Origin of the sequence: Bacillus sp. SJ-10 (assembly GCF_002843505.1) — a bacterium.
Lineage (GTDB): Bacteria > Bacillota > Bacilli > Bacillales > Bacillaceae > Bacillus > Bacillus velezensis.
Window position 1 is genome coordinate 892265 of the sequence record NZ_CP025258.1, and the last position, 17858, is coordinate 910122.

General features: G+C 48.8%; 15 protein-coding genes. 6 read left to right on the forward strand and 9 right to left on the reverse strand.

Annotated features, from left to right (window positions below; translation table 11 throughout):
• Nucleotides 1-208 precede the first annotated feature (208 nt).
• From CXL14_RS04530 to CXL14_RS04550, 5 genes are all read left to right on the forward strand, one after another.
• The gene (locus tag CXL14_RS04530) at nt 209-1615 is read left to right on the forward strand and encodes a cytochrome ubiquinol oxidase subunit I (protein ID WP_007614697.1); all 1407 of its coding nucleotides are present in this window, start codon (nt 209-211) and stop codon (nt 1613-1615) included.
• Nucleotides 1599-2615, forward strand: a complete 1017-nt coding sequence (cydB, locus tag CXL14_RS04535) for a cytochrome d ubiquinol oxidase subunit II (RefSeq protein WP_014722010.1) — start codon at nt 1599-1601, stop codon at nt 2613-2615. The genes CXL14_RS04530 and cydB overlap by 17 nt, the downstream gene beginning before the upstream one ends.
• Entirely contained in the window at nt 2615-4318 is a 1704-nt protein-coding gene (cydD, locus tag CXL14_RS04540; RefSeq protein WP_014419232.1) for a thiol reductant ABC exporter subunit CydD, read from the forward strand. Before cydB ends, cydD begins: the two co-directional genes overlap by 1 nt.
• Nucleotides 4315-6045 carry a thiol reductant ABC exporter subunit CydC gene (gene cydC, locus CXL14_RS04545; protein ID WP_014419231.1) on the forward strand — a complete coding sequence of 577 codons (1731 nt, stop codon included), beginning with the start codon at nt 4315-4317 and terminating at the stop codon, nt 6043-6045. Before cydD ends, cydC begins: the two co-directional genes overlap by 4 nt.
• A gap of 91 nt (nt 6046-6136) precedes the next feature.
• The gene (locus CXL14_RS04550; RefSeq protein ID WP_014419230.1) at nt 6137-6967 is read left to right on the forward strand and encodes an NAD(P)H-hydrate dehydratase; all 831 of its coding nucleotides are present in this window, start codon (nt 6137-6139) and stop codon (nt 6965-6967) included.
• 13 nt (nt 6968-6980) lie between these two features.
• On the opposite strand, the gene CXL14_RS04555 is transcribed toward CXL14_RS04550, so the two are convergent.
• Nucleotides 6981-8339 (reverse strand): purine-cytosine permease family protein, encoded by a 1359-nt coding sequence (locus CXL14_RS04555; protein WP_014419229.1) that lies wholly within the window; start codon nt 8337-8339, stop codon nt 6981-6983.
• A gap of 316 nt (nt 8340-8655) precedes the next feature.
• Between CXL14_RS04555 and CXL14_RS04560 the strand changes: the two genes are divergently transcribed.
• Nucleotides 8656-9642, forward strand: a complete 987-nt coding sequence (locus CXL14_RS04560) for a choloylglycine hydrolase family protein (protein ID WP_014419228.1) — start codon at nt 8656-8658, stop codon at nt 9640-9642.
• Nucleotides 9643-9681: 39 nt separating this feature from the next.
• Here CXL14_RS04560 and katX read toward each other — a convergent pair whose 3' ends face one another.
• The 8 genes from katX to CXL14_RS04600 all read right to left on the reverse strand — a co-directional run bounded on the left by katX (nt 9682) and on the right by CXL14_RS04600 (nt 17728).
• On the reverse strand, nt 9682-11295 hold the full coding sequence (katX, locus tag CXL14_RS04565; protein ID WP_014419227.1) for a catalase KatX: 1614 nt from the start codon (nt 11293-11295) through the stop codon (nt 9682-9684).
• 77 nt (nt 11296-11372) lie between these two features.
• Nucleotides 11373-12455 (reverse strand): glycosyl hydrolase, encoded by a 1083-nt coding sequence (locus tag CXL14_RS04570; protein ID WP_014419226.1) that lies wholly within the window; start codon nt 12453-12455, stop codon nt 11373-11375.
• A 19-nt stretch (nt 12456-12474) separates the two neighbouring features.
• Nucleotides 12475-13419 (reverse strand): mannose-6-phosphate isomerase, class I, encoded by a 945-nt coding sequence (gene manA, locus CXL14_RS04575; RefSeq protein ID WP_014419225.1) that lies wholly within the window; start codon nt 13417-13419, stop codon nt 12475-12477.
• On the reverse strand, nt 13416-14297 hold the full coding sequence (locus CXL14_RS04580; RefSeq protein ID WP_014419224.1) for an ROK family protein: 882 nt from the start codon (nt 14295-14297) through the stop codon (nt 13416-13418). Before CXL14_RS04580 ends, manA begins: the two co-directional genes overlap by 4 nt.
• Before the next feature lie 19 nt (nt 14298-14316).
• Complete coding sequence (locus CXL14_RS04585) at nt 14317-15717, reverse strand: glycoside hydrolase family 1 protein (protein WP_014419223.1); 1401 nt, start codon at nt 15715-15717, stop codon at nt 14317-14319.
• A 29-nt stretch (nt 15718-15746) separates the two neighbouring features.
• Entirely contained in the window at nt 15747-17066 is a 1320-nt protein-coding gene (gene celB, locus CXL14_RS04590; RefSeq protein ID WP_014419222.1) for a PTS cellobiose transporter subunit IIC, read from the reverse strand.
• A gap of 18 nt (nt 17067-17084) precedes the next feature.
• Nucleotides 17085-17402, reverse strand: coding sequence for a PTS lactose/cellobiose transporter subunit IIA (locus CXL14_RS04595; protein WP_003150849.1), 318 nt, complete (start codon nt 17400-17402; stop codon nt 17085-17087).
• 14 nt (nt 17403-17416) lie between these two features.
• Nucleotides 17417-17728, reverse strand: coding sequence for a PTS sugar transporter subunit IIB (locus CXL14_RS04600; protein WP_032863851.1), 312 nt, complete (start codon nt 17726-17728; stop codon nt 17417-17419).
• Nucleotides 17729-17858: the final 130 nt, after the last annotated feature.

Here is a 17858-nt window from a genome sequence, read left to right on the forward strand (position 1 = left end):
TTTTTTAGGCTGAATCGTTGTAAAGTAATGATATTGAATCATTTCTATGACAGCCGCTGTCCCCCAGGGTGTACAGGCTGATATTTCAATAGTTTTGACGAATTTGTGAAACATTGAGCAAATATATCATTTTTTGTGAAATACCGAGCAATGATCTCGTTATGTTTGTGAAATGTTGAGCAATTTACCAGATTGGAGGAAAAACATCATGAGTGAGTTGGTATTAGCCCGCATTCAATTTGCATCTACAACATTGTTTCACTTCTTGTTTGTGCCTTTGTCTATCGGGCTTGTGTTTATGGTTGCTTTGATGGAGACGCTTTATGTTGTCAAAAAACAAGAGACCTATCTCAAAATGGCTAAATTTTGGGGGCATCTCTTTTTAATTAACTTTGCTGTCGGCGTCGTCACAGGGATTCTTCAGGAATTCCAGTTCGGTCTGAACTGGTCTGATTATTCCCGTTTTGTCGGAGACGTATTTGGAGCTCCGCTTGCGGTTGAAGCGCTTTTGGCGTTTTTTATGGAGTCTATTTTTATCGGATTATGGATTTTCGGCTGGGACCGTTTATCTAAAAAAGTGCATTTGCTTTGCATTTGGCTTGTGTCCTTCGGAACGATTATGTCATCTTTCTGGATTTTGACGGCAAACTCATTCATGCAGGAGCCGGTCGGCTTTGCGATTAAAAACGGCCGCGCGGAAATGAATGATTTCGGGGCGCTTTTGACAAATCCTCAGCTTTGGGTTGAATTCCCTCACGTCATTTTCGGGGCGCTTGCGACGGGTGCTTTCTTTATCGCCGGTGTCAGCGCATTTAAATTATTGAAGAAAAAAGAAGTGCCTTTCTTCCATAAATCTTTCAAGCTTTCGATGATTGTCGGTCTGATCGCCGGTATCGGCGTTGCGTTCAGCGGACATATGCAGGCTGAGCATTTAATGGAATCGCAGCCGATGAAAATGGCTGCCAGTGAAGCGCTTTGGGATGACAGCGGTGATCCTGCCGCGTGGACGGCTTTTGCGAATATTGATACGAATAAAGAAAAAAACACATCAGAAATTTCAATTCCTTACGCACTCAGCTACTTGGCTTACCAGAAGTTCAGCGGCAGTGTGAAAGGGATGAAAACACTTCAAAAAGAATACGAAAAAACGTACGGAAAAGGCGACTATATCCCGCCTGTTAAAACGACGTTCTGGAGTTTCCGCATTATGGCGGGCGCGGGCGCGCTTATGATTTTTGCCGCGATTGCCGGCTTTATTCTGAACCGCCGCAAAAAGCTTCATACAAGCAAGTGGTATTTACGGGGCATGATCGCACTGATCGCATTCCCATTCATTGCGAACTCTGCCGGTTGGATTATGACTGAAATCGGCCGCCAGCCGTGGACGGTCATGGGACAATTGACGACCGCACAATCCGTTTCTCCTAACGTAACGACGGGATCTCTGCTGTTTTCAATTATCAGCTTCGGCGTCATGTACTTGATTTTAGGCGCTCTGCTTGTTTTCCTATTCGTTCGTGAAATTAAAAAAGGTGCGGACCATGATGATCATAAGGATGTTCCTGTATCAACGGATCCGTTCAGTCAGGAGGTCTACCATGGGGTCACTTCATGATCTTTGGTTTATACTCGTTTCAGTTTTGTTTGTCGGATTTTTCTTTTTAGAGGGTTTTGATTTCGGTGTCGGCATTTCGACCCGATTTCTTGGCCATAATGAATTAGAACGCAGAGTGCTGGTTAACACCATCGGCCCGTTCTGGGATGCGAATGAGGTGTGGCTTATCACAGGTACGGGAGCGATCTTCGCGGCATTCCCGAACTGGTATGCGACGATGCTGAGCGGATATTACATTCCGTTTATCATCATTCTTCTTGCCTTGATGGGGCGCGGCGTGGCATTTGAATTCCGCGGCCAAGTGAATAATCTGAAATGGGTCAAAACATGGGACTGGGTGATTTTCTTCGGCAGCCTTATCCCGCCATTTGTATTCGGACTTATTTTCACAAGCTTGTTCCGCGGTGTGCCGATTGACGGACATATGAACATTCACGCAGGTTTTTCAGATATTGTGAACGTGTATTCCGTTCTTGGCGGAGCAGCCGTCACCCTTCTTTCATTCCTGCACGGTTTAATGTTTATCACCCTGCGCACGATCGGTGATTTACAAGAGCGTGCGAGAAAAATGGCAAAACGCGTAATCGGTGTTATCTTTCTTGTTGTACTTGCTTTCTTTGCGATGTCTGCATACGATACGGATATGTTTACACGCCGGGCAAACATCACGATTCCGGTATTCGTGCTGATTGTCATCTGCAACGTTCTTGCCGTTGTGTTCATGAGCAAGAAAAAAGACGGCTGGGCATTCGGTATGACCGGCGCGGGTCTTGCTTTGACAGTTGCGATGATTTTTATCTCTCTGTTCCCGCGCGTCATGGTCAGCTCGCTGAAAAGCGCGTATGACTTAACAGTAGCTAACGCGTCTTCCGGTGATTATTCACTTAAGGTCATGACAATTGTCGCACTGACTCTGCTGCCGTTTGTTATCGGCAGTCAGATCTGGAGCTATTATGTCTTCCGGAAACGCGTCAGCCATAAGGAGCCTATGACTTATTAATGGGAAAAGACCTGTTTCTTTATAAAGGAATGAAGCGGATTCTTGCGATCATTACGGGATTAACGATTATACAAACGGCCGCCATCATCTTGCAGGCGGAATGGCTGAGCCAGGCGGTAACCGGATTATTTAACGGGAAGCGGATTGCTTCTCTTTATCCGGTTATCGGCTTTTTCCTGCTTGCGTTTTTGGTCCGGCATGCGGTGACAACGGTCCGGCAGAAAATCGTGTACCAATATGCCGCGCAAACCGGCGCAGACTTAAGAAAAAGATTTCTTGAGCAATTGTTCCGTCTCGGCCCCCGCTTTGCGAAAAAAGAGGGGACGGGCCGGATGGTGACGCTGGCGATGGAAGGCATCAGCCAGTTCCGCCGTTATTTAGAGCTGTTTCTGCCGAAAATGGTCAGCATGGCGATTGTACCGGCGGCCGTTGTTATTTACGTGTTTTTTCAGGATAAAACATCGGCATTGATTCTGATTCTTGCGCTTCCGATTTTGATTGTATTTATGATTCTGCTCGGACTTGTCGCACAGAAAAAAGCCGATCGCCAATGGAAGTCCTATCAGACGCTTTCCAATCATTTCGTGGATTCGCTTCGCGGACTGGAGACATTGCGGTTTTTAGGATTAAGCAAATCACACAGTAAAAACATCTTTCATGTCAGTGAGAGATACCGTAAGGCGACGATGAGCACGCTCCGGGTCGCGTTTTTATCATCATTCGCCCTGGATTTCTTTACGATGCTGTCGGTGGCGACAGTGGCGGTGTTTCTCGGCTTGCGGCTGATAGACGGACAAATTCTGCTCGGGCCGGCACTGACCGCGCTCATTCTCGCGCCTGAATATTTTCTCCCGGTCCGCGAAGTGGGAAATGATTACCACGCGACGTTAAACGGGCAGGAGGCGGGGAAAACCATTCAAACGATTTTGGCGCAGCCCGGTTTTAAAGAAGAAAAGCCGCTCGAACTTGATACGTGGACTGACGGGGATGAATTACAGCTTACGCGTTTGTCCGTCCGAGAATCGATGTCTGAATTTCATCTGTCCTTTAAAGGGAAGAAGAAAATCGGAATTATCGGGGAAAGCGGTTCGGGAAAATCGACACTCATTGATGTGCTGGGCGGCTTTTTAGAGCCTGCGTCCGGTGAGATCAAGGTAAACGGTGAATCCCGCTCGCATCTGCAGTCGGACGGCTGGCAGAAGCAGCTGCTTTATATTCCGCAGCATCCGTACATTTTTGATGACACGCTTTTGAATAATATCCGGTTTTATCATCCTGATGCTTCCCGTGAGGAAACGGCGCGCGCCGCTGATTCAGCGGGTCTTTCCGGACTGATCCGTGATCTGCCCGGCGGCCTTGACGGCCGGATCGGCGAGGGCGGACGGGCGCTTAGCGGAGGGCAGGCTCAGCGTGTCGCGCTGGCCAGAGCCTTTTTAGGAAACCGGCCGATTCTCCTTTTGGATGAGCCGACCGCTCACCTTGATATTGAAACAGAATATGAAATAAAAGAAACGATGAAAGACCTGTTTGAAAACAAACTTGTTTTTCTGGCCACTCACCGTCTTCACTGGATGCTTGAGATGGACGAAATTATCGTGCTTGATGACGGCGCGGTGGCGGAAATCGGCACCCACGACGAATTGATGGCGAAACAAGGCGTATACGCCAAACTTGTAAAGGTGCAACTGGGGGAAAGAACATGAGAAAAGAAGAATGGATTCTGCCGTATATGAAGCAAAATGCCCGTTTGTTTGTTCTTGTGATTTTTTTAGGCGCGGTGACGATTTTTTCGGCGGCCTTTCTCATGTTCACTTCCGGTTTTTTGATCTCTAAGTCGGCGACAAGGCCTGAGAATATCCTGCTGGTGTACGTTCCGATTGTGGCCGTGCGCACCTTCGGGATTGCCCGTTCAGTCTCACGGTACGCCGAGCGTCTGACGGGGCACCATATCATTTTGAAAATCGTGTCCGACATGAGGGTGCGGCTTTACAATATGCTGGAGCCGGCCTCGCTCATGCTTTCATCCCGTTTTCGGACGGGCGACATGCTCGGCATTTTGGCTGAGGATATTGAGCATTTGCAGGATGCGTTTTTAAAAACGATTTTCCCGGCGGTTTCCGCTTTGCTGCTGTATGCGGCCTCCGTTATCGGACTCGGCTTTTTTTCCTGGCCGTTTGCCGCTTTTGCGGCGATTTACCTGTTTATATTGGTTGTATTGTTTCCGGTTGTGTCGCTTCTTGTGACGAGAGCGAAAAACATGAGGCTGAAAAGCGGCCGGAATATGCTCTACAGCCGGCTGACAGATGCCGTGCTCGGCGTGAGCGACTGGATGTTTTCGGGACGCCAGGCGGCCTTTATTTCCTCTTATGAAGAGAAAGAGAAGGCATGGTTTGACCTTGAAAGCAAACGTCAGCGGTTTACAAGATGGCGTGATCTCGCCGCGCAATGTCTTGTCGGCGGCTTCATATTGATCATGCTGTTCTGGACGGCGGGTCAGTATGCGGACGGCAGCATCGCCAACACGATGATCGCGGCCTTTGTGCTTGTCGTATTTCCATTGACGGAGGCGTTTCTGCCCCTTTCGGATGCGCTGACGGAAGTGCCTTCTTATCAGGATTCCATCAAAAGAATGAGTAAGGCGGCTCCGGAGCTGCGAAGTCGTGAGGTGAAGCAGACGGATGAGAAACTGGATGTATCTGATGTGACACTTACATTTGATAACGTGACGTTTTCTTATGATCAGCACAGTCATGTGCTTGACCGTTTTTCCTTCACTCTCCGCCAAGGTGAAAAAATGGCGTTGCTCGGCAGGAGCGGTTCCGGTAAGTCGACCTCTCTCGCTTTAATTGAAGGCGCCTTAGTTCCCGATTCGGGCAAAGTGATGCTGAACGGGCTGGAAACTGCGGCCGTGCAGGAGCAGATTTCCTCAGCGGTGGCCGTTTTGAATCAGAAACCTCATCTCTTTAACACGAGCATTATGAACAATATCCGGCTCGGAAACGGCAAGGCGAGTGATGAAGATGTTAAGCGTGCGGCGCGGCAAGTGAAGCTGCATGATTATATTGAATCACTGCCTGACGGATATGAAACGTCCGTGCAGGAGACGGGGATTCGTTTCTCAGGCGGGGAACGGCAGCGGATCGCGCTTGCCCGTATTCTGCTCCAAGACACGCCGGTCATTATCCTTGATGAACCGACGGTCGGCCTTGATGCGGTCACTGAACGCGAATTGCTTGATACGATTTTTGATGTCTTTAAAGAGAAAACGATCCTCTGGATTACACACCATTTAGCGGGTGTGGAAACAGCTGATAAAATCGTCTTTTTAGAAAATGGAAAAGCAGAAATGGAAGGAACCCATCAAGAGCTGCTTGCAGAAAACGAACGGTACCGGAAGCTTTACCGTCTTGATGTTCCGATCAGAACATAAACAGCCGCAAACGAGCGGCTGTTTTTTTTGTGCGGTTTAAAATCTCTTCTTGTTTGGAATATAAATAGGAGACAGAAGAGGAGGTACAGAGATGAATATAATGGATTGGACGGAACAGGATGTGAAAGATACGCTGCCGCAACGGGAGGCAGACAGCCATAAAGGAACGTTCGGGACGGCGTTATTGCTGGCCGGGAGCGATGACATGCCGGGAGCCGCCCTTCTGGCCGGATTGGGCGCGATGAGAAGCGGTGTCGGCAAGCTCGTCATCGGTACATCGGCAGGCGTCATTCCGCTTATCGTCCCGGTGCTGCCGGAAGCAACGTACTGGCGGGACGGCTGGAAAAAAGCCGCGGCGGGCCAGCCCGGGGAAACCATCCGGGCCGCTGCCATCGGGCCGGGCCTTCTTCAAACAGACGAAGTGCAGCAGGCGGCTGATCAGCTGCTTTCTGCCGATTATCCCGTCATACTGGACGCGGGCGCCATAACGAAAAGAACCTATCCAAAGAGGAAAGCCCCCGTGATCTTGACGCCTCATCCCGGCGAATTTTCCAGAATGACAGGCCTTCCGATTCAAGAGATTCAGCAGAACAGAGCGGGATATGCCGCGGAATGGGCGGAGCGGCTTCATGCCACGATTGTCCTGAAAGGAAACGAAACCATTATCGCTTTTCCCGACGGGGAATGCCGCAGGAATACAACCGGAAACGGCGCGCTTGCAAAAGGCGGGACCGGCGACACGCTGACGGGAATGATTCTCGGCATGCTGTGCTGTCATCAAGACCCGAAACATGCCGTATTGAACGCCGTCCGCCTCCACGGCGAATGTGCGGAATTATGGACGAAAGAGCGCTCCGCCCATACCTTATTGGCGCACGAACTTTCTGAACTGCTGCCGCGTGTATGGAAGGAATATGAATAAAGAAAAGGCGTCTTCATAGGGAAGGCGCCTCTTTTTGTTTTACCCTTGATTTCATCAGGACATAATACAGCAGCGACGGAACGGCCAGGCCGATGACCCAGGCAATGTCGCCTCCGCCGAATATTTCAGCGAGCGGCCCGATGTAAAAGGATGTATTGATGAACGGGATTTCTAATATAATCGACAAAACGAAGGCGGCCGCTGTAATCCAATTGACCCTGCCGTATTGCCCGTTGACGTCAAACATCGATTTGACGTGGTATTTTCCGCGTCGGATAAAATAGTAATCCACGAGGTTGATCGCCGTCCATGGAATTAAGAAATAACTGATGAAAAAGATGAAATTTAAAAACAGTTCCATGAAATTGCTTTGGCCCAAGAGACTTAATACAGTACCCGCTGCCGTCACACAAAGGATCATTACCACTCGCGTTTTCGGCGTCACCTTCAGTTTTAAAAACGGCTCCAAAGTAGTCGTGGTTGACATAAAGGCTCCGTATAAATTAAAGACGTTGATCGCCATTTGTCCGAACAGGACGATGATCAGCATAATAAAGGAAAACGGACCGAACAATCGGACAATCTCATTTCCCGCATTAGCGGTAAATTCCGGGAGCGCCGTCGTCAAAATGGCGCCGAGAAGCATCATCCAGATGGAACTGACTGACGTACCTGCGTAGCTGTACCAAAAGGTATGCGATGCCGGTGTTTTGACCGGCAGATAACGGGAATAATCTGCGACATATGGCGCATATGCCAGCTGCCATGTGGCCACCGCGCTGACCGCCACTAGAAAAACAGGCAGATCTAATGAGCCGGGCACCCAGCTTCCTGAAGGAATCGGCAGTTGAAAAATAAGAATCGTTGCAGCAAAAAAAACGGCAAAGGAGGTCCAAGAGAGGATTTTCTGCATTTTGTGAATCAGATCATGACCGTAGATCGTGAGTAAAAAACAGATGGCGCTTAAGCCGATAATACACCATGAAGCCGGAATCGGTACAAAGCTGCTCAATGTACCGGCTGCGAGAATCGTACTGCTCGCAAAGAAGCCCAGGTAGATAAACATGACCAAAAAGAGGGGCAGAATCGCTCCGATCACGCCGAACTGCGCGCGGCTTTGAATCATTTGCGGAATTCCGAGCTGAGGTCCTTGTGCGGAATGAGACGCCATAAAGATTGCGCCGATAAAGGTCCCGATAATAATGGCGGCGATACTCCAAAAGAGATCGAGTCCCATTGTAACGGGCAGTGTGCCTGTGACTAACGTCGTAATATGCATATTAGCCCCGAACCAGACGGGGAATAAATCTTTAGCCTTTCCGTGTCTTTCGTCATGCGGAATATGTTCAATCGTTCGCCTTTCTACTTTCAATAGATAATCTCCTCCGTATGTTCTTCTTTAACATAAAAACATAGCTTAACAGATTGACCTGCCGTTTACAAATTCCAGCATGCAGGAAAAACATTGTAAAGCCTCGCTGACAGCCGTTCAAAAGTTTTTTTGGAAAACGGAACAAACACTGCCGCCAAAGCGATTTGCCAGGGTTTAAAAGGCATGGATATGCTTACGGACTAATATGTATTAAGGAGAAATGTGTCAATCTTTTGACGAATGGAGCCATTATTCGTTAAGCTGAAAGAATAGTTTACTTTGTGTAAATTTCATTAATGAAAAGGGGATGGATGATATGTGTACAAGTCTTACATTGAAAACGACAGACGGTAATCACCTATTGGCGCGAACGATGGATTTTGCATTTCAGCTCGGTACGGACGTCGTGCTTTACCCTCGTCAGTACAGCTGGAAAAGCGAAGCTGACGGCAGGATGCATAAGACGAAATACGCATTTATCGGCATGGGGAGAAATCTCGGCAATGTTCTGTTTGCCGACGGCGTAAATGAAAAAGGGCTGTCGTGTGCGACGCTGTATTTTCCGGGCTTTGCGGGATACGAGAAAGCGGAACGGGAGGGCACCTGTCACATCGCTCCTCATGAGTTTGTCACCTGGGCCTTATCAAACTGTGAATCTCTTGAAGACATAAAGGAAAAGCTCTCAATGCTGACGATTGTAGAGAAGAAGTTAATGTTATTGGATACGGTGCTGCCTCTTCATTGGATTTTATCAGACCGCACGGGCGGCTGCATTGTCATCGAGCCGACACCGGAGGGAATGAAAGTATATGACAACAAACCCGGAGTGATGACCAACAGTCCGGAATTTCCTTGGCATGTGACCAATCTGCGCCATTATATCGGAATCAGGCCGCAGCAGTCAGAAAGCAAAACATTGGGCGGAATGACATTAACCGCTTTCGGCCAAGGATCTGGAACGATCGGGCTTCCCGGTGATTACACGCCGCCATCCCGATTCATCAGAGCTGCTTATCTGAAAGAGCATTTAGAGCCTGCCGCTCATGAAACGGATGGCGTTACAGCCGCTTTTCACGTGCTGTCCAATGTGAATATTCCAAAAGGCGCGGTGATCACAGAGGAGAATGAAATTGATTATACGCAGTATACGTCGGTCATGTGCTGTGACAGCGGTAACTACTACTTTCATCTGTACGACAACCGGCAGATTCACAAAGTAAGTTTATTCCATGAAGATCTTGAACGTCCGGAGCCGAAAGTATTTGCGGCCGCGGCGGAGCAGAATATACAGGAGCTGAATTAGCCCAAAAAAAAACAGGACGCGATTGTCCTGTTTTTTTACTTAATACGGATCAGACGGATGGCTTTCCTGTTCAGCCTGCTTTGCAGCCTGTTCCGTATCAGTAGTGCCGATCGGCCCGTTGCTGTTGTTTTCGGAAACCTTTTTCAGCCCTTCCGCAACACGTTTTCCGTAGTCCGGATCAGCTTTTGTGAAATTCTCAATCATTTGATCCTGAATGTCTTTCCGGCAGGAAGAAAGCGTATTGACCAAGTTTGTGATCAATTCGTTCCGTTCAAATTCCGAAAATCTGCGGTATGTTTCTCCGGCTTGGCCGAAATGATTCGACCGGTCGATCGCTTCCCGCTTCACATCGCCTTCGACATGAGGTGTATGGTCTTTCCCATCCTGCTTTGCTTCGTTGAGTCCTCCCATAATGGACGGCTCATAGTTGACGTGCGGGTTTTGTCCTTCTGCCCGATCGACCCGATACTGCATTTGCCCGCCTTCCTGGTTGGTGGCGACATGCTTTTTCGGCGAGTTGATCGGAAGCTGCAGGTAATTTGCACCGACCCGGTACCGCTGGGTATCTGAATAGGCGAATGTCCGCCCCTGAAGTAATTTGTCATCTGAAAAATCAAGGCCGTCCACAAGCACGCCCGTTCCGAATGAGGCCTGTTCCACCTCGGCATGGTAGTTTTCCGGGTTTTTGTTCAGAACCAATTTACCGATCGGCTTCCAAGGAAAATCGTCTTTATACCACAGCTTGGTCGGATCAAGCGGATCAAAATCCAGCTCGGGGTGTTCGTCATCAGTCATGATTTGCGCATACACTTCCCATTCAGGGTAATCGCCTTTTTCAATCGCTTCATACAAATCCTGTGTCGCATGGTTAAAGTTTTTCCCCTGAATCTCTTCCGCTTCCTTCTGTGTCAGGTTGCGGATGCCCTGTTTCGGTTCAAAGTGATATTTGACGAGCACGGCTTTTCCTTCTTCATTGACCCATTTGTAGGCATGTACGCCTGAGCCCTGCATTTGCCGGTAGTTGGCCGGGATGCCCCACGGCGAAAACAAGAAAGTGATCATATGAGTCGCTTCGGGTGATTGGGAAATGAAGTCGAAAATACGCTCGCCGTCCTGAATGTTCGTAACGGGATCAGGCTGAAATGCGTGCACAAGATCCGGGAACTTCAGCGGATCACGGATAAAAAAGATTTTCAAGTTGTTGCCGACCAGATCCCAGTTGCCGTCTTCGGTATAAAGCTTAACGGCAAAACCCCGGGGATCACGCAATGTTTCCGGGGAATGCTTTCCGTGGTTGACGGTAGAAAACCGCACAAACGCCGGAGTTTTCGTTCCTTTCTTTTGAAACACTTTCGCTCTTGTGTATTTAGAAATCTCCTCGTCTCCAAAACTTCCGTACGCCTCAAAGTATCCGTGTGCGCCGGCGCCGCGCGCGTGAACGACGCGCTCGGGAATCCGTTCGCGGTCAAAGTGGCTGATTTTCTCCAAAAAATCATAATTCTCCAATGTCGTCGGTCCTCTATTGCCGACTGTCCTGACATTCTGGTTGTCAGTGACCGGATGGCCCTGCCGGTTTGTCAGCGTGTCTTCTGACTCGCCTTTACCGGTCGTCTTACTGGAAAGCGTTTCTTCGCTGTTTTTGTTATTTTCCATTGTTGAACCCTCCTTTTTGAACGGTAACAATATGCCCAGCAGAGCCGTTTTTTAAAACCGATTTTCAAAAGAAGCGGTTATTCCGCGATTGGCGTCAAGGACCCGCCGTTCCATATTTCGCCCTTGTTCAGCGTCCAGCTGTTTTGATAAAGGCTTTGCGCGCCTTGATTGGCCGCCGGACTTAATTGTTCATCCCATGTCAAAAAGTACGTGGTCTCGGGATACTTTTGCCTGATCGCATTGATAAAAGCAGCATAATCAAAGTTTCCGATATTGCCGGACGGACCGGTTTCGGCAAAGGCAAACGGTTTTTTCAGAGACAGCATTTCATCATAGCCTGATATCGCATACGGATCAGTGAAGTAAGCGTCCAGACCGGTAATATCCACATAAGATGAGCCTGGGTAGAAGTCTGTTTTAAAGTCTCTGTTGGCATCCGGCGAATACACCCACAAAAGGTTATCCAATCCTCTTGTCTCTGTCATATAGCGGTATATCTTCTTGTAAAGCTCTTTGTACAGCGAGATTCTTTCCGTGTCTTTTTGGTTGTAGCCTGTCAGCCCCCACCAGAACCACTCGCCGTTCATTTCGTGAAGCGGCCTGAACAGAACGGTGACGCCTTGATTTTTCAGCTGAGTAAGGCCGTCGGCGATTTTGCTGAGTAGCGCCTCAAGCCGTTTTCCTTCAACAGTTGAAGGGTCCAGGATGTTTTTGTACTGGCTGTTTGAGATGGCCGTTTTATAGTTTCCGGATGGAAAAGCCGGATTTGCGAGATGCAGGCTGACCTGAGGGAGGCCGCCGCTTTTCCAGTATGAGATCAAGCTGCTGTTGCAGCTGTAATCGATAGTATCGGTGATATCCGCTGTTTCCAGCCATCCTCTCCCATAGTCACAGCCGTAGATGGCGGGAGACTGTCCCGTCGCGTTTTTCAAGCGGTTTTCCTCTGTCATTGAAAAAGTGACATCGCTGTACCCGCCGAACGCACCGGACATGACCCTGTTTTCTGAACGGTTGGGCAGGTGCGCCAGCCAGTTCATGATATCTTTTGTCGTCTGCTGGGCATTTGGGTTTACGGGATAAACGGTGTGAGCCGATATCGGACTGGCGGCTCCTAAGAGTAATAAAACGATAGACAGGCAGACTGCTAACTTTTTGAGCATAAAAAAGACCTCCTGATTTTTAAGATGATGAAGGATGTGAAACGATAACCTCACAATCTCCTTCTATAACAAAATCTCCGGAATCCGCCGGCACGATAAAGTGATCGCCTTTGTGAATGGGGCATCCATCCAGTTCTCCGCGTCCTTTAATGACGCTTGCGAGTAAATAACGGCCGGGTGCGGGGAATGATGCTTTCCCGCTCACATCCCATTGATAAACTGAAAAGAAAGGTGTTTCGGCAAGTGTTGTAATAAGAGCATTTCCGATCCGATGCTTTGTGCTTTTTACATTTTCATCGGTATGCGGAATACTTGTTACGTCAATTGCTTTCTGAAGATGAAGCTCGCGTTTATTCCCGTTCCCATCCGTCCGGTCATAGTCGTAAAGCCGGTAGGTGGCATCAGAGCTTTGCTGGATTTCAAGAACGAGCGTACCTTCACATAAAGCGTGCAGTGTGCCGCTCGGGACATAGAAAAAGTCGCCGGGCTTAATGGGGATGCGGCGGAGCAGGTGATCCCACTCGTTTCGTTCAATGTGCCGAACGAAGTCTTCTCTCGTTTGGGCGCGGTGCCCTAAAATGAGCTCCGCCTCTTTTTTGCAGTCCAATATGTACCAGCATTCCGTTTTTCCGAGTTCTCCGTTTTCATGCCGATGTGCATATACGTCATCCGGATGAACCTGTACGGATAAGTCCATATTTGCGTCGAGAATTTTTGTGAGCAGGGGAAAGGCTTCTTCTTTCGGATGTCCGAACAGGTCAGGGTGTTCATTCCAGAGACGGTGTAATGATGTTCCGGAAAAAGGCCCGTTCCGCACGATGGATGTGCCGTGCGGATGAGCTGAAATCGCCCAGCACTCTCCCGTCCGCTCAGAAGGAAACTCATACCCGAATGTATCGCGCAGCTTCGTCCCGCCCCATAATCTTTCTTTAAAAACCGGTTCCAAAAATAAGAGTTTCGTCATTTTTCCGCCTCCCGGTTTGCCGCCTTTAATGCGCGCTCCGCCAATACGAGCGAACCGGCCGCGCCGGAGTGAATGCCTAATTGAGGGGGGACGATGCGGTTTTCAATGTCGGGCAGATCAATATATTGATTCAGCCGTTTTTTCACGTGCTGACGGATAGAAGAGAACAGCTGATGCTGCTTCATGACGCCCCCGCCGAGGATGATCTTTTCCGGCGAAAGTATGAGAATATACTGCACAAGCGCTTCGGCAATATAATAGCCCTCAAGCTCCCACACTTCCTGCTGATCCGTGAGCAGAACTGCTTTTTTCCCCCAGCGTTTCTCAATGGCGGGGCCTGCCGCGAGGCCTTCCAGACAATCTGTATGGTACGGGCAATTGCCTTTGTAGCCGTCGTCCGGATGTCTTCTGACATAAATGTGGCCCATTTCAGGATGAGACAGCCCTTGAACAAATCTGCCGTTCATAATGCCGCCCGCGCCGATACCTGTGCCGACCGTCAAATAGAGGCAGCTGTCCGCGTTTTTGGCCGCGCCGAAAGAAGCTTCTCCAAGCGCCGCCGCATTAACGTCGGTGGTGAAGCCTGCGGGAATATCCAGAGCGCTTTTGATCGTTTGAAGAATAGGGCAGTTCCGCCAGGCTGTCTTCGGCGTCGCGGTGATGCGCCCGTATGTTTGACTGTCGGGACGGATATCAATCGGTCCGAACGACCCGATGCCGATGGCTTCTATCGGGAAATCTTTAAAGTAACGGATCACCTGTCTGAGTGTGTCATCCGGTTCTCCCGTCGGAAACTCTACTCTGTCCAGAATGGTGCCGTCTCTTTGTCCGGCGGCACAGACAAATTTCGTGCCGCCGGCTTCAATACCTCCAAGCATGGCCGTCCCTCCTCATCTGTTAAAATCCGTTTTGATCGGAAACGGCTTTGAACCAGCGGCCGCTTTTTTTGACGGTCCGTTCGCCCCCGTTTTCCAGATTGACAGATACAAAGCCGTAGCGGTTTTTATAAGCGTTTGTCCAAGACCAGTTGTCCATGAAAGTCCACAGGTGATAGCCTTTTACATTTGAACCTTCTCCGATGGCCCGATGCACCCATTTCAGATGTTCCTGGATAAATTCAATCCTGTAATCATCCTGAATGATGCCGTTTTCATCGCGGAAGCGTTCCTCGCCTTCTACTCCCATGCCGTTCTCAGAAATAAAACACTCGATATTTCCGTAATGTTCTCTGAGATTTGTGAGAATGTCGTAGATTCCTTTTTCGTAAATTTCCCACCCGCGATGAGGGTTCATTTTACGGCCGGGCATGACATACGGATCGAAGAAACGCTCAGGCAGGAAAGGGGCATGCGGATTCGGAACATGTTCTTTTGCCTTGACGCGCCTCGGCTGGTAGTAGTTCACGCCTAAGAGGTCAACCGTATGCTCCTGAATGAGGCGGAGATCTTCTTTCTCATAATGCGGCAGAAAGCCTTCCGCCTTGAGAATCTCGACAAGCTCCTCAGGAAATTCGCCCTTTACGGCGGGATCTAAAAATGAGCGGTTGAAAAAGGCGTCGGCAATCCGGGACGCTTTCAGATCTTCAGGATGTGAGCTTCTCGGATAAGAAGGCGTCAGATTCAGAATGATTCCGATTTGTCCGTCCTGTTTCAATTCTCTGTAGGCTTTGACAGCCCTTGCATTCGACAGCAGGGTATGGAAGCCGGCCTGCACTGCTTCTTGAAAATTAACGTGATTCGGGTAGTGAAAGTCGTATAAGTAGCCGCCTTCAATCGGCACAATCGGCTCGTTGTGAGTGAACCATTTTTTCACCTTGTCACCGAATAGCGAAAAGCATGTTTTGGCGTAATGTTCAAACGCGTCAACGGTGTTCCGGCTGACCCATCCCCCCTTACGCTGAAGGGCGAGCGGCATGTCAAAGTGAAACAAATTGACAAACGGCTCAATGTGATGGGCAAGCATTTCATCGATGACGTCCTGATAAAACGCGACCGCTTTCTGATTGACCTCGCCAGTTCCGTCCGGAATCAATCTTGACCAGGAAATAGACAGCCGGAAGGAGTTGTGGCCGATTTCTTTCATCAGCCGGATATCCTCCTTGTATTGATCGTAAAAACGTGACGTGTCGCCGGGGCCGACGCCGTTAAAAAAACGGCTCGGCTCTTTTTCATACCAGTAATCCCATATGTTTTGGCTTTTTCCGTCTCTGTCAGCGGCGCCTTCTGTTTGGGTGGCGGAGGCGGAAGACCCCCACCAGAATCCTTCCGGAAAACGATATTGAATATTTGATTCAGTCAATTGATTTCTCTCCCTTACTGCGATTTTGATTACATACTCATGCTGTCATCCCGGGCATGCTTCTCGGTCTCAGCTTCTTTTTCCTTTGCCATGTTTAATTTGTCCAGCGCTTTAAGAAACGGGAACCAGATGACAAACACAATACAGAGGTTGACCAGCTGCATAATGCCGCCCATGACGGAATTGGTCGCCATAATCCCGTTAATGAATAGGGGGACGGTCCAAGGCACGGTCACGCCGGTAGGAGGGGGCACGATCCCCGCCGACATGGCCAGGTAGGTGACAAGTGTGACAACCATCGGTGCGATGACCCACGGAATGATAATGATCGGGTTCATCACAATCGGCAAACCGAAAATAACCGGCTCATTGACGTTGAAAATGCCCGGCGCGAGACCGAGTTTGGATATCTGTTTCATCTGTTTGCTTTTCATAAAAAGCAAGATGGCGATCACTATGGCCAATGTCATTCCGGTTCCGCCCATTCCGACGGTGTAAATCTCCATAAACGGCTTAGAAATAATATGGGGAATCTCTTTTCCCGCTGTATACGCAGCCAAATTTTCGACCTGTAATGTATTCCAAATCGGGTCCATCACGGAATTGATAATGATTTGTCCGTGAAGTCCGAAAAACCATAAAATCTGAATAAAGAAAACAGCGATTAATGTAGGAATGATGCCGCTTCCAAGTCCGACAAGCGGGGCTTGAACCGTATGATAAATGACATCATGCAGATTGGTGTGAAAGATCTGGGTGACAGCCGCATTGATCAAGAGGAAGACGGTAAGCGTGATAAAAGCCGGAATCAATGCGGCGAACGATTTAGCAACAGCCGGAGGAACACCGGCAGGCATCTTAATCGTTAAGTTTCTCTGGACGATTCTTCTGTAGATTTCACCTGACAAAAACGCGGTTATCATGCCGAGAAACATTCCTTTTGCTCCAAGCCGGTCAACCGGAATGACGCCTGCGACCGCTTTGCCCGTTTCCGGCTCTAAGACGAACGGGGTGAGCAGCAGAAAAGAAACCAATGCGATCGCTCCGCCGAATACGGCCTCCACTTCGTAGCTTTTGGAAAGGTAATAGCCGATCCCGAAGACGATAAAAATGGACATAATCCCCATCGTCGCCGTCGAAGCGCCGCCAAATCCGGATTGAAAGACAGACAGTGCGGAGCTGCTCATGATTTTGTTTAAAAACGGCAGGTTCGTCAGCACGACGAACACCGAACCGAAAATGGTCAGCGGAAACGCCAGCATAAAAGCATCCCGTAAGACTTGCAAGTAGCGGTTATTGTTTAATTTGCCCGCGATCGGAACAAGGAATTGGCTGATTTTCTCAAACACGTCTTCACCCCCGGCTTTTTATAAATTCTTTGATTGAAATAAGTCGAGCATTTCTTTAACCAGCTCTTTCATTGAGAGCGCTGACATTAAGTGGTCTTCAGCATGCATAAAAAGCAGGGAGACATCCGTCTTGGCGCCGCCGGCTTCTTTTTGAATCATCTGAAAATGGATGTCGTGCGCTTTCCCCAGTTCTTCTTCAGCCTTTGTCAGAAAGGTGTCTGACTCATCTGGCCGGCCGTCTTTATAAGCGCGTATCGATTGAATAATACAGCTGCGGGCATTACCGCTGTGAAGAATCAGCTGAAAACTGATCTGTTCATCCGTGTACGTTTCCATGCTTATCGCCTCCTTTATTTGTTCTCTATTAAGGTAACGGCCTGTTCGTATGCTTTTTTGCCGTCTCCCATGCCGTAAGCCATCATGTCAATCACATCAACGGTGATGTGAAGCGGGTCCGCCTCTTTTTGAAGCTCACCTTTTAAAAAACTCATCTGCGGGCCGATCAGTACGACGTCTGCATCTTTCATCGCTTCTTTTGCTTTATCCTGTCCGACTGCCCAAATCTCGGCTTCCTCACCGATGGAGCGGGCGTAATTCTGCATTTTCGTAACAAGAAGGCTGGTGGACATGCCTGAGCTGCAGGCTAATAAAATTCTTTTCATGTGGAATCCCTTCTTTCATAAAGTTAAAACGTTTTCATGAATATTATAATCTTTTGAAATTAAATGTCTATACTTTTAAAATATAAAAGTTTTACTTTTCGGATTTTTGACACAAAAAAACCTTTTAAGA

What these genes read in the sequence shown, in the direction of transcription:
- CXL14_RS04530 (WP_007614697.1), top strand. Translation starts at nt 209, where the DNA reads ATGAGTGAGTTGGTATTAGCCCGCATTCAATTTGCATCTACAACATTG.
- cydB (WP_014722010.1), top strand. Translation starts at nt 1,599, where the DNA reads ATGGGGTCACTTCATGATCTTTGGTTTATACTCGTTTCAGTTTTGTTT.
- cydD (WP_014419232.1), top strand. Translation starts at nt 2,615, where the DNA reads ATGGGAAAAGACCTGTTTCTTTATAAAGGAATGAAGCGGATTCTTGCG.
- cydC (WP_014419231.1), top strand. Translation starts at nt 4,315, where the DNA reads ATGAGAAAAGAAGAATGGATTCTGCCGTATATGAAGCAAAATGCCCGT.
- CXL14_RS04550 (WP_014419230.1), top strand. Translation starts at nt 6,137, where the DNA reads ATGAATATAATGGATTGGACGGAACAGGATGTGAAAGATACGCTGCCG.
- CXL14_RS04560 (WP_014419228.1), top strand. Translation starts at nt 8,656, where the DNA reads ATGTGTACAAGTCTTACATTGAAAACGACAGACGGTAATCACCTATTG.
- katX (WP_014419227.1), bottom strand. Translation starts at nt 11,295, where the DNA reads ATGGAAAATAACAAAAACAGCGAAGAAACGCTTTCCAGTAAGACGACC.
- CXL14_RS04570 (WP_014419226.1), bottom strand. Translation starts at nt 12,455, where the DNA reads ATGCTCAAAAAGTTAGCAGTCTGCCTGTCTATCGTTTTATTACTCTTA.
- manA (WP_014419225.1), bottom strand. Translation starts at nt 13,419, where the DNA reads ATGACGAAACTCTTATTTTTGGAACCGGTTTTTAAAGAAAGATTATGG.
- CXL14_RS04580 (WP_014419224.1), bottom strand. Translation starts at nt 14,297, where the DNA reads ATGCTTGGAGGTATTGAAGCCGGCGGCACGAAATTTGTCTGTGCCGCC.
- CXL14_RS04595 (WP_003150849.1), bottom strand. Translation starts at nt 17,402, where the DNA reads ATGGAAACGTACACGGATGAACAGATCAGTTTTCAGCTGATTCTTCAC.
- CXL14_RS04600 (WP_032863851.1), bottom strand. Translation starts at nt 17,728, where the DNA reads ATGAAAAGAATTTTATTAGCCTGCAGCTCAGGCATGTCCACCAGCCTT.